The sequence below is a fragment of the Photobacterium sp. GB-1 genome, assembly GCF_003026165.1.
In the GTDB taxonomy this organism is placed as follows: Bacteria; Pseudomonadota; Gammaproteobacteria; order Enterobacterales; family Vibrionaceae; genus Photobacterium.
In genome coordinates this window covers 211,869-225,765 of the sequence record NZ_PYOB01000005.1, presented here as the reverse complement: position 1 = coordinate 225,765, position 13,897 = coordinate 211,869, and the positions used below count along the sequence as shown (strand labels likewise).

The 13,897-nt window shown below is 37.8% G+C and carries 13 protein-coding genes; 6 read left to right on the top strand and 7 right to left on the bottom strand.

Annotation, left to right across the window (positions count from 1 at the left end):
- Positions 1–35: 35 nt before the first annotated feature.
- Positions 36–416, bottom strand: a complete 381-nt coding sequence (locus C9J45_RS08195; RefSeq protein ID WP_107206096.1) for a VOC family protein — start codon at positions 414–416, stop codon at positions 36–38.
- A gap of 527 nt (positions 417–943) precedes the next feature.
- Between C9J45_RS08195 and C9J45_RS08190 the strand changes: the two genes are divergently transcribed.
- From C9J45_RS08190 to C9J45_RS08180, 3 genes are all read left to right on the top strand, one after another.
- The gene (locus tag C9J45_RS08190) at positions 944–2,878 is read left to right on the top strand and encodes a PrkA family serine protein kinase (protein ID WP_107206095.1); all 1,935 of its coding nucleotides are present in this window, start codon (positions 944–946) and stop codon (positions 2,876–2,878) included.
- 29 nt (positions 2,879–2,907) lie between these two features.
- Entirely contained in the window at positions 2,908–4,179 is a 1,272-nt protein-coding gene (locus C9J45_RS08185; RefSeq protein WP_105059723.1) for a YeaH/YhbH family protein, read from the top strand.
- A gap of 93 nt (positions 4,180–4,272) precedes the next feature.
- Positions 4,273–5,802 carry a SpoVR family protein gene (locus C9J45_RS08180; protein WP_107206094.1) on the top strand — a complete coding sequence of 510 codons (1,530 nt, stop codon included), beginning with the start codon at positions 4,273–4,275 and terminating at the stop codon, positions 5,800–5,802.
- An 80-nt stretch (positions 5,803–5,882) separates the two neighbouring features.
- On the opposite strand, the gene C9J45_RS08175 is transcribed toward C9J45_RS08180, so the two are convergent.
- From C9J45_RS08175 to fadR, 4 genes are all read right to left on the bottom strand, one after another.
- On the bottom strand, positions 5,883–6,494 hold the full coding sequence (locus C9J45_RS08175; protein WP_107292406.1) for an outer membrane protein: 612 nt from the start codon (positions 6,492–6,494) through the stop codon (positions 5,883–5,885).
- A gap of 147 nt (positions 6,495–6,641) precedes the next feature.
- Positions 6,642–7,043: a hypothetical protein gene (locus tag C9J45_RS08170; RefSeq protein WP_233217659.1), complete on the bottom strand. Its 402-nt coding sequence runs from the start codon at positions 7,041–7,043 to the stop codon at positions 6,642–6,644.
- An 83-nt stretch (positions 7,044–7,126) separates the two neighbouring features.
- Positions 7,127–7,972: a winged helix-turn-helix domain-containing protein gene (locus C9J45_RS08165; protein ID WP_233217658.1), complete on the bottom strand. Its 846-nt coding sequence runs from the start codon at positions 7,970–7,972 to the stop codon at positions 7,127–7,129.
- A gap of 191 nt (positions 7,973–8,163) precedes the next feature.
- Positions 8,164–9,015 carry a fatty acid metabolism transcriptional regulator FadR gene (gene fadR / locus C9J45_RS08160; RefSeq protein WP_045084018.1) on the bottom strand — a complete coding sequence of 284 codons (852 nt, stop codon included), beginning with the start codon at positions 9,013–9,015 and terminating at the stop codon, positions 8,164–8,166.
- A 521-nt stretch (positions 9,016–9,536) separates the two neighbouring features.
- On the opposite strand from fadR, the gene nhaB reads away from it, so the two are divergent.
- Entirely contained in the window at positions 9,537–11,123 is a 1,587-nt protein-coding gene (gene nhaB, locus C9J45_RS08155; protein ID WP_107206091.1) for a Na(+)/H(+) antiporter NhaB, read from the top strand.
- A 144-nt stretch (positions 11,124–11,267) separates the two neighbouring features.
- A complete protein-coding gene (gene dsbB, locus C9J45_RS08150) occupies positions 11,268–11,783 on the top strand; it encodes a disulfide bond formation protein DsbB (RefSeq protein ID WP_107246047.1) in 516 nt (171 codons plus the stop codon).
- 69 nt (positions 11,784–11,852) lie between these two features.
- Here the strand turns inward: dsbB and C9J45_RS08145 are convergent, their stop codons facing one another.
- Both C9J45_RS08145 and C9J45_RS08140 read right to left on the bottom strand, forming a co-directional pair.
- The gene (locus C9J45_RS08145; RefSeq protein WP_107287174.1) at positions 11,853–12,260 is read right to left on the bottom strand and encodes a (deoxy)nucleoside triphosphate pyrophosphohydrolase; all 408 of its coding nucleotides are present in this window, start codon (positions 12,258–12,260) and stop codon (positions 11,853–11,855) included.
- Positions 12,260–12,913 (bottom strand): SEC-C metal-binding domain-containing protein, encoded by a 654-nt coding sequence (locus C9J45_RS08140; RefSeq protein WP_107292404.1) that lies wholly within the window; start codon positions 12,911–12,913, stop codon positions 12,260–12,262. Before C9J45_RS08140 ends, C9J45_RS08145 begins: the two co-directional genes overlap by 1 nt.
- Positions 12,914–13,157: 244 nt before the next feature.
- On the opposite strand from C9J45_RS08140, the gene C9J45_RS08135 reads away from it, so the two are divergent.
- A complete protein-coding gene (locus tag C9J45_RS08135; protein ID WP_107292403.1) occupies positions 13,158–13,835 on the top strand; it encodes an NAD(P)H-binding protein in 678 nt (225 codons plus the stop codon).
- The last annotated feature ends 62 nt before the right edge of the window (positions 13,836–13,897 follow it).

The following is a 13,897-nucleotide window of genomic DNA, read 5'->3' as shown; positions in this document are numbered from 1 at the left end:
AGAAACGAACCACGGGCAATATTATTGCTCGTGGTTCAAGCATACATTTTTGCAGAAGCTTCAATCAATACCCAGCCATTTCCATCGGGATCATTAAACGTAGCAAACTTACCACCGACTAAATTAACAATACTTGATAATAATACACCACGTTGCTTGAGCTCTTTATGTGTTAGCTGTATATCATCCGTTTGTACGACTAAACCTTGCACTGTACCTGCTTCCATTCCGCCAAATGGCGTCACTAAACTGATTGTCGTTTCTGCACCTCTTGGTGCTAATTGCAGCCAGCGTTTTTTATTATTCGAACAATGATCTCGGATCAATTCAAAACCAAGTGCATCTCGATAAAACTTCAAAGCCTGATTTTGATCCGAAACCGGAATGGAAACAGTATCGACACGTGAAATTGTCATAAAGCCACCTACCTATACAATTTTTAGGACTTCATTTCAGCTTATGTCAGAGAAAGCTGTTTCGTGGAAAAAAAATATCTTAGGCTCAAATACACAAAAAAATTCTCAATAATTGTCCTTCTCTATCAATAATTCAAAAAAAAACAAATAAAACCAAACAAAGCCAATAGACCAAAACAATAATTCAACACAAAAAAGTTTTATAGTTTTTTACTTCAACATAACCCACAAAAACAAGATTCTTCATTAATTACTATAATTAACAGTAGATTTACATATTAACAATAAAAAACAAAAGCATTTTAGCGTCAAAAGCGCTTGCAGAACCCATCCCATAAGAGGATAGTAAAAATATACGGTTAAAAAACATCCAGTTTTAAACCGTTATCACAAGCTATTTTTTATTTAGAAATCATTAACTCAGTACAGCAAATTGATTAGTTCGGTCTAGGCTTACAGTAAGGGATGCAAAAGAGGTTGATTTTCGTCCTGTCTAAATGATCAAAGAACGATTCAGGGGGCATACCATGAGTATTTTTGACCACTATCGTCATCGCTATGAAGAATCCAAGGACGAAGAACTTTCATTACAAGAATTCCTTGATATTTGTCGTAACGATCGCAGCGCCTACGTCAACGCCGCAGAGCGTCTATTGATGGCGATTGGCGAACCAGAAATGATTGATACCGCACAAGACCCATATCTTAGCCGTCTCTTCTCTAATCGGGTCATCTCTCGTTATAAAACGTTTGAAGACTTCTACGGTATGGAAGATGCGATAGAACAAATTGTCTCTTACCTCAAACATGCAGCCCAAGGGCTTGAAGAGCGTAAGCAAATTCTTTATTTATTAGGCCCTGTCGGCGGTGGTAAATCGTCGCTAGCAGAAAAATTAAAAAGCTTAATGCAGAAAATGCCTATTTATATTCTAACGGCAAATGGTGAGCGTAGCCCAGTTAATGATCACCCTTTCAGTTTATTTGATAAATCAGAAGATGGTGATCTACTTGCCAATGAATACAATATTCCATCACGCTATTTAAATACCATCATGTCACCGTGGGCGGCAAAACGACTCCATGAATTTGGTGGCGATATTACACAATTTAAAGTGGTGAAAGTGCGTCCGTCCATCCTTGACCAAGTCGGTATCGCAAAAACTGAACCGGGAGATGAAAATAACCAAGATATTTCATCGCTAGTTGGTAAGGTAGATATACGTCAACTTGAACATTATTCTCAAGACGATCCTGATGCTTATAGTTATTCAGGTGCTCTATGTAAAGCTAACCAAGGCTTAATGGAGTTTGTTGAGATGTTTAAAGCGCCGTTAAAAGTACTTCACCCACTTCTTACCGCAACACAAGAGGGTAACTACAACGGTACTGAAGGGTTATCCGCATTACCTTTCGATGGAATGATCCTTGCTCACTCTAACGAGTCAGAATGGCAGACCTTTAGAAATAACAAGACGAATGAAGCTTTCTTAGATCGTGTTTACATCGTCAAAGTCCCTTATTGTTTACGGGTTTCTGAAGAAATAAAAATCTACCAAAAACTACTTGAAAATAGTGAGCTATCAGCCGCACCTTGCTCACCAAGTACGCTTGAGATCCTTGCTCGATTCACCGTTCTGTCTCGCTTGAAAGAGCCTGAAAACTCAAGTGTGTATTCAAAAATGCGAGTCTATGACGGTGAAACACTAAAAGATACCGATCCAAAAGCAAAATCTTACCAAGAATATCGCGACTATGCCGGTGTCGATGAAGGTATGAATGGGTTATCAACTCGTTTCGCCTTTAAGATTTTATCGCGGGTCTTTAACTTCGATCATTCAGAAGTTGCAGCAAACCCTGTTCACTTGTTCTATGTGCTTGAGCAACAAATTGAACGTGAACAATTCCCACAAGATATTGCTGAAAAATATCTTGAACATTTAAAAGGCTTCCTTACACCGAAGTATGTCGAGTTCATTGGTAAAGAGATCCAAACCGCTTATCTCGAATCTTACTCCGAATATGGTCAAAACATTTTTGACCGCTATGTCAGCTACGCCGACTTCTGGATTCAAGACCAAGAGTACCGTGATCCTGAAACTGGACAGCTCTTTAATCGCGAAGCACTTAATAACGAATTAGAGAAAATAGAGAAACCAGCGGGGATCAGTAACCCTAAAGATTTCCGAAATGAAATTGTTAACTTCGTTTTACGTGCTAGAGCAAACAATGCAGGCAAAAACCCCAACTGGACCAGCTATGAGAAACTCAGAACAGTCATAGAGAAGAAGATGTTCTCAAATACTGAAGAGCTACTTCCTGTTATTTCATTTAATGCAAAAACATCAACAGATGAGCAAAAGAAACATGATGATTTCGTCGCTCGTATGATGGAAAAAGGCTATACCCGCAAGCAAGTACGCTTATTGTCTGAATGGTATTTACGCGTACGTAAATCGTCGTAAACCAGCTGCAAATGAAATAAGGGGGAGCTATGGCATATTTTATCGACCGCAGGCTCAATGGTAAAAATAAAAGTACGGTTAATCGCCAGCGCTTTTTACGCCGCCATAAGCAGCAAATAAAAGAATCTATTGCTGATGCGGTAAATAAACGCTCGATCACGGATGTTGATAGTGGTGAAGATATCACTATCCCATCTCGTGATATCCGAGAACCTAGCTTTCATCAAGGTAAAGGTGGACAACGTGATGTTGTCCACCCTGGCAACGACCAATTCACACCCGGTGATCGTATCGAGCGACCGCCAGGTGGCGCTGGTCAAGGTGGGGCTGGTAAAGGAGATGCAAGTCCTGATGGCGAAGGCAATGATGAGTTTGTTTTCCAAATATCTAAAGATGAATATCTTGATCTTTTATTTGAAGATCTTGAATTACCTAATTTACAAAAAAACCAAATGAACAAAATAGTCGAGTGGAAAACCTTCCGTTCAGGCTATAAATCACAAGGTGTTCCCGCAAATATTGCCATTGTGAAAACCTTGCAAAATTCATTAGCAAGACGTACCGCAATGACCGCAGGAAAAAGAAGAAAACTGCGTGATTTAGAGCAAGCGCTCACTTTATTATTTAACACTGAACCTGCACAACCTTTTGAAGAAGAAAGGATAAAGCAAGAAATCGAGTCATTGAAACAAAAAATAAATAGAACACCATTTATTGATACCTTTGATCTTCGCTATAAAAATTATGAACGCCGACCGCAACCATCAAGTCAAGCGGTGATGTTTTGTTTGATGGATGTATCAGGCTCGATGGATCAAGCCACAAAAGATATTGCTAAACGTTTTTATATTTTGCTTTATCTCTTTTTAAACCGTACCTATAAAAATGTGGATGTTGTTTTTATTCGCCACCATACCCAAGCAAAAGAAGTGGATGAACACGAATTTTTCTATTCACAGGAAACTGGCGGCACCATTGTTTCAAGCGCACTACGTATGATGAATGATATTGTAAAAGACCGATATCGTCCTGAAGAGTGGAATATTTATGCGGCTCAAGCTTCTGATGGCGATAACTGGGCTGATGACTCACCCGGTTGTCGAGAGCTATTAGATAAGCATATATTGCCATTTTCACGTTATTACTCATACATAGAAATCACACGACGAGCACATCAAACATTATGGCGTGAGTATGAAGCGCTACATAACAGCCATGATAATTTTGCGATGCAAAACATACGGACTGTAGATGATATTTTCCCAGTATTTAGAGAGCTATTTAAAAAACAAGTAAGTTAATATTTGAAAGCTTACTAAACGATAGTCAGCGATATTGAAACAATATCGCTACTCTTTCTGGCCGGTATCACGCGCTTTAAGGGGATCTTAGTCATGAATACAAAGACAAAAACAAAAACACTCAGCGATGGACCGGATTGGACCTTCGACTTATTAGAACAATACCATGTCGAGATCAAGCGAGTTGCAGAGCACTATCGCCTAGATGCCTATCCGAACCAAATTGAGATCATTACTGCCGAACAAATGATGGATGCCTATTCAAGCATTGGTATGCCCATCAATTATCATCATTGGTCTTTTGGTAAACGTTTTATCGAAACCGAGCGAGGCTATAAGCATGGGCAAATGGGACTCGCTTATGAGATCGTTATCAATTCGAACCCTTGCATCGCTTATTTAATGGAAGAAAACACCATCACAATGCAAGCCTTAGTAATGGCACATGCCTGCTATGGTCATAATTCATTTTTTAAAGGTAATTACCTGTTTAAAACATGGACTGATGCAAGTTCAATCATCGATTATCTTCTCTTTGCTCGAAAGTACATTACTGAATGTGAGGAGAAATACGGCGTCAATGACGTCGAAAAGCTCATTGATTCCTGCCATGCATTAATGAACTACGGTGTGGATCGTTACAAACGCCCACAAAAAATTTCATTAGTCGAAGAAAAGGCGCGTCAAAAAGCCCGTGAAGATTACCTTCAATCACAAGTTAATTCGCTATGGCGCACCATTCCTGTTCAAGCCGAAAAAGAAACCGTGATTGAAGAAACACGATTTCCTTCTGAGCCACAGGAAAATATTCTCTATTTCTTCGAAAAGCACGCTCCGTTGCTTGAACCTTGGCAACGTGAATTAGTCCGGATAGTACGTAAGATAAGCCAATATTTTTATCCTCAAAAACAAACTCAGGTTATGAATGAAGGCTGGGCGACATTTTGGCACTACACGATTCTTAATCACCTCTATGATGAAGGCTTGGTGACTGAGCGTTTCATTATGGAATTTCTCCATAGTCACACTAATGTTGTTGCCCAGCCTGAATATAACAGCCCCTATTACAGTGGTATAAACCCTTATGCTTTAGGGTTTGCTATGTTTCAAGATATACGTCGAATATGTGAAAATCCTACAGAAGAGGATAAGCATTGGTTTCCTGATATAGCAGGATCTAATTGGCTTGATACCCTACATTTTGCGATGGAAAATTTTAAAGACGAAAGTTTTATTAGCCAGTTTCTTTCACCTAAAGTTATGCGAGATTTTAAACTTTTTGCAGTAAATGATGATGATCGTCATAACTATGTTGAAGTGAGCGCTATACATAATGAAGAAGGTTATCGTGCGATAAGAGAAAAACTCTCTTCACAATATAACCTCAGTAATAATGAACCCAATATTCAAGTCTGGGATGTTGCTTTGCGCGGTGATCGCTCATTAACACTACGCTATATTCCCCATAATCGGATCCCACTTGGTGATAGCCATAAAGAAGTAATTAAACATCTTCATCGACTTTGGGGATTTGATGTTACATTAGAAGAAGAATTACCGGACGGACGTACCCAAATCATTGCGACTTGTCCAATTAAGACACAATATAATACTGAGATTTAAATTTTCTATCTCTCGTTAAAAACAACGCCACTGAAATCTTTAATTTCAGTGGCGTTTTATTTATTAGAGTAAATTAGTAATTAAAACTTATAGGTTGCGCCTAAGTACCAAGAGCCAACAGACATATCATAATCTTTATTCGTCGCTTCAAGTGTATAGAAGTCTGCTTCATAAGCTGTTCGAATACCTAAACCTGGTGCTTGTTTAATTTGATACTCGAAACCCGCACCTAAACGAATTAAACCACCATCATCTTTAAATCCAGGCTCTTTAACAGAGATTTGACCTAAACCAACAAGAGCAAAAGGGCGTAAACCATTATCAAAGGTATAACCCAAGTTTGCAGCTAGGCTGAAAGATTGATGCTCTGTTTTACCAGTGAACTCGTGACCTTTTACTTCTAATGTATTTTTAATATCACCATAGGTCGTGTATTGCGCTTCTAAAGCAACTACGCGGTTAAACTGATAACCCGTAATTAGTTTATAACTTTCACCATCAGCTTTATTTGAATAACCAATTTCGTGGTTATTTTCAAAACTGTTTGTAAGTGATTTATCATAATGAAAATCAGTAGTACCCACACCAGCACCAATATAAAAACCATTATATTTATTAGATGGGTTTTCAGATGCTGAAGCATAAGATGAAGTTAGTGTGCCAATAAGTGTCACTAATAATAATTTTTTCATATTTTTACGTTTTAAACTGCTTTACAAAAGAGGTGCCCAGCTTAGTAAATCATGTATAAAAAAAACAAATGAAAACCAAACCTTAACTACACTAAAAATAAATCAACATAAAAAACAAACAAAATCATAATGATACATTTAAATTGGTTACTGCTTGTCGGTATAACAAACCATATCAAACGCTTCATTTTTGCTATCAGTGAAAAAATACAATCTATTATCTATTCTCTTATAGCGATAATAGATGCTGTAGCCTTCATAATCTTTATAGGCTCTATTTAAATTAGGATCATCATGTTCTTTTAAAATTCTAACACGATTAAAATTCAAGGTTAAATGTTCTCTCGTTTGTATATAGTCGCCTTCATAATAAAGCTCCATCAGCTTATACTCATCATCCCCTTCCTGAGCTTGTATAAATTCATTAATCAAAAAGCTTCTTTTAGAGCTAAATGTTAAGATCATACTTTCAGATATATGACTATATTTAGTATAAGATTTTGATATAAACCCCGACTTTATTTGGTCGCATACCCATGTCGTTGACACTAAATTATCTTTATTTGTAAATAAGTAACAAAGACCTAATATAAGGAGAAAAACAACGACCATTAATACTGCATTAATATACTTCAACATACTACTTTTTTACTCTTCAAATAGTCATTTAACTGTTTAGAAAATCTACCATTAATAAATTTTGACATTCTAAAATTAAATGTTCTACCATCTGATGTAATTATAAACACTACGACTGCCGTATTGTTCGCTATTCTCGTATTATAATAAAATTGTATAAAAACCTTAGAGTCACATATTGATGAAACACCTTTCTTTATATCTTTAATAAAGAAAACTTTATCAACCTTATATTTATCGATATTATTGAAATATATATTATTACTACCAATACTGAGTTCATTACTATAATTTTTAGTATCAATAAAATACGGTAATGAATGTATTTTATTATTTGTATAAATAAATATGCTTACTAACACAACAGCCAGAAAAAGTAGCAAATAAAAAAAACGTTTATGAGCATAGAATGACAGTTTTATTTCTTTAATCTTATCATCACCTTTCTCGATAGCATCATCCTCTGAAACTGGTTCAGGTGTAATATCGCAACTTTCTTGGTGGCATTGAGTTATAAAACTTTTTTCTTTTATTTCAAGTAAATACCCTGATTTACTGACGGTTGTGATCGTAATCATCTCTAAAGCATGATTGGCTAATACTTTTCTAAGTTTAGAAATCACATTTGTTAAGGCCTGCTCAGATACAATCGTATCTCCCCAACACTGAGATAATAAAAACTCTTTTTCTACACATTTTCCTTGGTGCGCCAGTAAAAGTAAAAATACATCACTCACACGAGGCGTAAAATACTCTGTCTGTCCATTGTCATGAGTAAGAGTTCGTGTGGAACTGTCGTAGGTTACGGAACCAATTCGGTACACTTCACTGCTTGCCATACTGACCATTTTATTAACATAATTAATCCTTAATTATTAGTTATGCTAACTATACAATCAACTTACAATCGAGTTATTCACCTTCAAGCATCCCTATTTACATCAAGATGCTGATTTAAACAGCAGAAATACAGGCATAAAAAAACCAAGTGCTTAACACTTGGTCTAATATTCGCCGCAGTAATTTTAAATTATTGCTCTTCTTCGTACATATATTTTGAAATTTCAACACGGTGACTATACCAGATCGCACCACTTTCACGTCCATATAAACGAATACGATCAGCAACTAGCTCTGGTTTATTTTCATCACAGTATGATTTCATGTCGCGGTAGAAGTTTAATGCTAATTCACATGCTTCTGGCTTCATAAAATAATAACCACCAACACGCGTATAAATTTTACGTAAGCCATTAATAGTTAAAACATAAAGTGTATTACCAGACTTACCCGCCATACCTTGGAATAGACGATAATCATAATAGTTGAACGCACGAGCTAAACAAATTTCTTCACAAAGCTGTGGATCATCTTTGCCGTATTTATCTACGATTTTTTTAACTTCTTGAATAAGATCAATACGATCATCGCTGTTTTCAATAAACTCAGCAAAGCTTGATGCTTTTCTAAGTCTTTCAACTGAGTCAATGACATGCTGAATTAGAAGACTTGATTCTTCTGCATTACCTCTTACAGCATAACGCATAAATACGCTACTAATGTCAGTTCGAGCAGCAAGAAGATCGGTTAATACTCGTTGAACATCCTGCCCATCTAGTGTCACTAAGGTATCAAGGATATTTAAACCTGAAGTATCCATGTAGTTATTAACACGTGTTGGCTTACCATGTTGGATGGTTAACCATCCATCACGTGCTAAACGCTGCAATACTTCACGTAATGTTGTTCGAGTTACGCCAATTAACTCTGAAAGTTCACGCTCAGCAGGAAGAATCGACCCCTGAGGAAAGTGATTATTCCAAATGCTTTCAATAATATATTTCTCAGCAAATGTCGCTGGGCTATCTGCCTTAATGACCATCTAAGTAAAATCCAGTTCGCTTCATGCACTTTTATAATTGCACTCATCATACCACTAGTTTCTTATTAGAAGAAACCTCACTATTAACTCTGACATGAACATGAAAGAGAAGTATAAAAATACAACGATATTGTTAAACTGATCACTAAAAAAAAGGGAATTTGAATGCATCTAACAATTCCAGTCATATTTTCTGTATACTGTGCGGTTTATAACACTGACATATTCAACTCCCATTTCAAGATGAAAATGTAACGAAATAATTGCATTATTGTTTAACTTATTGACTAATATCTCTTAAACGGTAGAGTTATATAAAGATGAACTGGGAGCGAATGGAAGCTGCTGCCTAAGAAAGTTAAAACATCCGAGAACCATATTCTTGTTTAACTTTGATACCTCAATCTCGACCATTAATCTTTTGCAAGAAGCGACTGATTACCCTGCTGATTGATCAATCAAGGCATTTAGCCAACATCAGATCCATACTATTTTGCGCTAATAATAAAGAGATCCAACACATGGCTATATCGCTAGGGAATGCCTTTATCAAAAATTTTTTGGGTAAGGCACCTGACTGGTACAAAATTGCAATCATTACTTTTTTGATCATTAACCCTATTGTCTTTTTTCTTATTGATCCGTTTGTTGCTGGCTGGTTGTTAGTAATTGAATTCATCTTTACTCTCGCAATGGCATTAAAGTGTTACCCATTACAACCTGGTGGGTTATTGGCAATAGAAGCTGTTGCTATTGGAATGACAAGCCCAGATCAAGTAAAACATGAACTTGTTGCAAATATTGAAGTTTTACTCTTACTGGTCTTTATGGTCGCGGGTATCTACTTCATGAAACAGCTTTTGTTGTTCATGTTTACTAAAATATTAATCGGCATCCGCTCTAAAATTTTACTTTCTCTCGCTTTTTGTGTGATGGCCGCTTTTCTTTCCGCTTTCCTTGATGCTCTAACCGTTATTGCGGTTGTTATCAGTGTAACGGTAGGTTTCTACAGCATTTATCATAAGGTTGCTTCAGGGCAAGATCCTCATTCTAATCATGATCATACCAATGATAATCACGTTCCAGAGCTCAGCCGCGATGACTTAGAAAACTACCGCGCTTTCCTACGTAGTTTGCTAATGCATGCTGGTGTAGGTACCGCGCTAGGTGGCGTAATGACAATGGTAGGTGAACCACAAAACTTAATTATTGCCGATCAAGCCGGATGGGATTTTGGTGAGTTTATTATTCGTATGGCGCCCGTTACTGTCCCTGTCTTTTTCTGTGGCTTGTTAACCTGTGCACTGGTTGAGAAATTTAAAATTTGTGGCTATGGTGCTGAATTACCTGAAAATGTTCGCCAAATTTTAGTCGACTTTGATAATGAAGAACGTAAATCACGTACTAACCTTGACTACGCGAAATTGATTATTCAAGCGGCAATAGCAGTATGGTTAATTATCGGCCTTGCAATGCACTTGGCTGCGGTGGGTTTAATCGGTTTAACCGTTATTATTTTGGCAACATCGTTTACTGGGATCACCGAAGAGCACGCTTTGGGTAAAGCATTTGAAGAAGCACTGCCCTTTACCGCACTACTTGCTGTGTTCTTCTCTGTCGTTGCAGTCATCATTGATCAACAGCTATTCGCACCTATTATTCATTGGGTGTTAAGCCTTGAAGGTAGTTCACAGCTTACTATGTTCTACATTGCGAATGGCTTGCTATCTATGGTTTCAGACAATGTATTCGTTGGTACGGTATATATTAACGAAGTAAAAACCGCGCTAACAAACGGTGTTATTAACCGTAGTCAGTTTGATATGTTAGCCGTTGCTATCAATACAGGTACTAACTTACCATCAGTAGCAACGCCAAATGGTCAAGCGGCATTCTTGTTTGCTTTAACCTCTGCTATTGCACCACTTATCCGTCTTTCTTACGGTCGTATGGTATACATGGCGTTACCTTACACTATTGTTCTTGCATCCGTAGGTTTAGCCGGCATTGAGCTAATGCTAGTTCCTATGACAGATTGGTTCTATACCATGGGCTGGATCACTGATGCATCATCAGCCGCCGCAACAATACCTGCACTTGCTCACTAATTCACAATAGCGAAATTGACAGATGATTTACTTCTCTATAAAGCTATGATTGAATATTGGTGTTAGATTAGTGTCATAACGTATATGAAAACCCTGATAGTTCAGGGTTTTCTTTTATCTTAATTAGTACGTAGAGTATCGATGATGCAATACCTCAATACCTTTTCAAAATCACGTTTAGCATGGCTGCTACTACTTCTTTCTATTGTTACCTTTGAAGGTTGTGCCCTATTCTTTCAACATGTAATGAACCTTGCACCGTGTGTGATGTGTGTTTATGAACGTGTCGCGATGATGGGGATCGGTTTTGCCGCTCTTGTTGGTCTTCTCGCCCCTCAAAATGCCTTTTTCCGATGGATTGGTTTAGCCGGTTGGGGATATTGTGCATACCGTGGTGTTGTATTGGCCTATCAACATGTGGGTTTTCAGTTAAACCCATCACCATTTGCAACCTGTGATTTATTCGTCCGATTTCCAAGCTGGGCGCCAATAAATCATTGGGCTCCTTGGATGTTTGAAGCATACGGTGATTGTGCAAAAATTGTTTGGCATTTCTTAACACTTACGATGCCACAATGGTTGGTTGTTATTTTTGCTGGAAACCTCATTGTTTGGGCTGTCATGGTTATCGCGCAGTTCTTCGGTAAGAAATCAGCTTAAGTTCGAAGCGAATAAATAAGACAGAAAAAGCGAAGACTAACAATTTAGGCTTCGCTTTTTTGTTAGTCGTTACTTCGCTAATACATGTTGTTCTAAGGCGGTTAGAATAGGGTAATCAGCAGGACATAATGGATAACGTTTAAATTCGTTTAAACTCACCCATACCATTGCTTGATGCGTATTTAATACAATATCGCCTTCACACCATCGAGTTAAATAACCTTTTAATTCAATGATTTTATCACCGTAATCAAACACGCTATCAGCCAACCATTGTTGTGTTTTAGTCGTGATCGCTAACTCTTCCATAAGCTCACGCTCTAATGCGTACTCTGGTAATTCCCCCACTTCAACTTTACCGCCAGGAAATTCCCATAAACCACCTTGGCTCGCATTATCTAATCGCTGAGCAAGTAGGTACTTACCTTCTTTCTCAATCACTCCCGCAACAACAACGATTGTTTTAAGCTTTTGCATTAATGTGACTTACCGCAGCACTGTTTGAATTTCTTACCACTATCACATGGGCAAGGATCATTACGACCAATATTTTTATAAGGGTTAATCGCTTGTGCTCCTGTGCCAATTTGAAGTTGATCCGCTGCCATCATTACTTCAGTTAGCATCAATGGTAGTTGCGAATAAAGCTCACTTGGTGCCGGCATTCCTGTTACGCCCGCTTGCTCCATTTGTTCCAGAGTACCTGCTTCATCAACACATAACATTAGCGTTGTCAGTAATGCTGATAACATACGCATTGTGCCATCTGAAATCGACATCTCTTCCCAGTTTGGTTCAATGTAATGCCAAACAGCTAAAAAGCCTTGAGCAAACTGTGAAAGTGCCTCATTTGTTTCACCACTTTCTTGCCATTTAAGCTCTACCGGTAATTGGTATTCACCCGCTTTTACTGTGCGATACTGCATTTCAAAGTGATTTAATACGGCAACTTTATCGGTATCTGATAGCGCTGTATCATTACCTTCAGTGACAGCACCAGTTAATAACACGGGTAACCAAATCTCAGGTTCCATTGGTTTCGGGTTTGCATTTGCAGCAAATAACGCGCCTTCAATAAAAGAAGCTGACATGCCATCCCAGCCAGTTGGGAGTGTCATTAATGTATTCATGATAATTTCCAATAAAAGTTTCTATCGCCATTATACCTGAACTCATCCTTTAACTTCATATCATCACTTATTGAGTAGAATAAATCGCAATATTGATTGTTTCTGATAACAATGTAAGTCGTGCTGATTAAAAATTTATTATGCTAATTACTTGATATTTGATGCAGTTCAGCGAAATTAAACATATATTCTGTTTAATTACAGATAAATGTCATCATTTATAATCTATGCGATGGGAATAGCCATGGATAATCACGATTTAAATGCAATCATTGCTGGCGCGAGTGGTTTAGTTGGAGATGAACTCTTACACCAGTTACTTGCCAATAAAAAATTTAAACATATTTATGCTCTATCTCGTCGTGAATTACCGTTTCACAGCAGTAAATTACACCAAATCATTGATCCGCTCCTTCGAATAAATAACTGGGAGCACGAAACGCCTCAGCCGCAATATGGTTTTATTTGTTTAGGTACGACAAAACGTAAGGCGGGCAGTAAATCGGCACTTGCAGCAGTTGATCTCGATTTGGTAAAAGATGTCGCCACCACAATGAAAAATCTGGGCGTTAGACACATTATTGTCGTATCCAGTCTTGGTGCATCGAGCCGCTCTCCTTCCCACTACTTACGCTGTAAAGGAAAAATGGAGCAAGCAATCACTAAGATCGGATTTGAACACTGTATTTTTATTCGACCAGGCCCTTTAAAAGGTGAGCGCAGTGAAATGCGTACTGACGAGCAATTATTACAACACGTGTTTGATGTGATCAATCCATTGGTTGTCGGTCCCCTAAAGCATTTCTCCCCAATACCAGCTGAGTGCGTGGCACGTAGCATGGTGAAAATGGCGCTATCTTGTCAACAACATCAACTTGAACAAAAAACCATTGTTTCGGGTCATCAACTCCGCACTATTTAAAATCAATGGTGACAAATTAACCCTCTCGCACTAGAATCTTGCCCCTTATATGTAATTACCGA

What these genes read in the sequence shown, in the direction of transcription:
- C9J45_RS08195 (WP_107206096.1), bottom strand. Translation starts at nt 416, where the DNA reads ATGACAATTTCACGTGTCGATACTGTTTCCATTCCGGTTTCGGATCAA.
- C9J45_RS08190 (WP_107206095.1), top strand. Translation starts at nt 944, where the DNA reads ATGAGTATTTTTGACCACTATCGTCATCGCTATGAAGAATCCAAGGAC.
- C9J45_RS08185 (WP_105059723.1), top strand. Translation starts at nt 2,908, where the DNA reads ATGGCATATTTTATCGACCGCAGGCTCAATGGTAAAAATAAAAGTACG.
- C9J45_RS08180 (WP_107206094.1), top strand. Translation starts at nt 4,273, where the DNA reads ATGAATACAAAGACAAAAACAAAAACACTCAGCGATGGACCGGATTGG.
- C9J45_RS08175 (WP_107292406.1), bottom strand. Translation starts at nt 6,494, where the DNA reads ATGAAAAAATTATTATTAGTGACACTTATTGGCACACTAACTTCATCT.
- C9J45_RS08165 (WP_233217658.1), bottom strand. Translation starts at nt 7,972, where the DNA reads ATGGCAAGCAGTGAAGTGTACCGAATTGGTTCCGTAACCTACGACAGT.
- fadR (WP_045084018.1), bottom strand. Translation starts at nt 9,015, where the DNA reads ATGGTCATTAAGGCAGATAGCCCAGCGACATTTGCTGAGAAATATATT.
- nhaB (WP_107206091.1), top strand. Translation starts at nt 9,537, where the DNA reads ATGGCTATATCGCTAGGGAATGCCTTTATCAAAAATTTTTTGGGTAAG.
- dsbB (WP_107246047.1), top strand. Translation starts at nt 11,268, where the DNA reads ATGCAATACCTCAATACCTTTTCAAAATCACGTTTAGCATGGCTGCTA.
- C9J45_RS08145 (WP_107287174.1), bottom strand. Translation starts at nt 12,260, where the DNA reads ATGCAAAAGCTTAAAACAATCGTTGTTGTTGCGGGAGTGATTGAGAAA.
- C9J45_RS08140 (WP_107292404.1), bottom strand. Translation starts at nt 12,913, where the DNA reads ATGAATACATTAATGACACTCCCAACTGGCTGGGATGGCATGTCAGCT.
- C9J45_RS08135 (WP_107292403.1), top strand. Translation starts at nt 13,158, where the DNA reads ATGGATAATCACGATTTAAATGCAATCATTGCTGGCGCGAGTGGTTTA.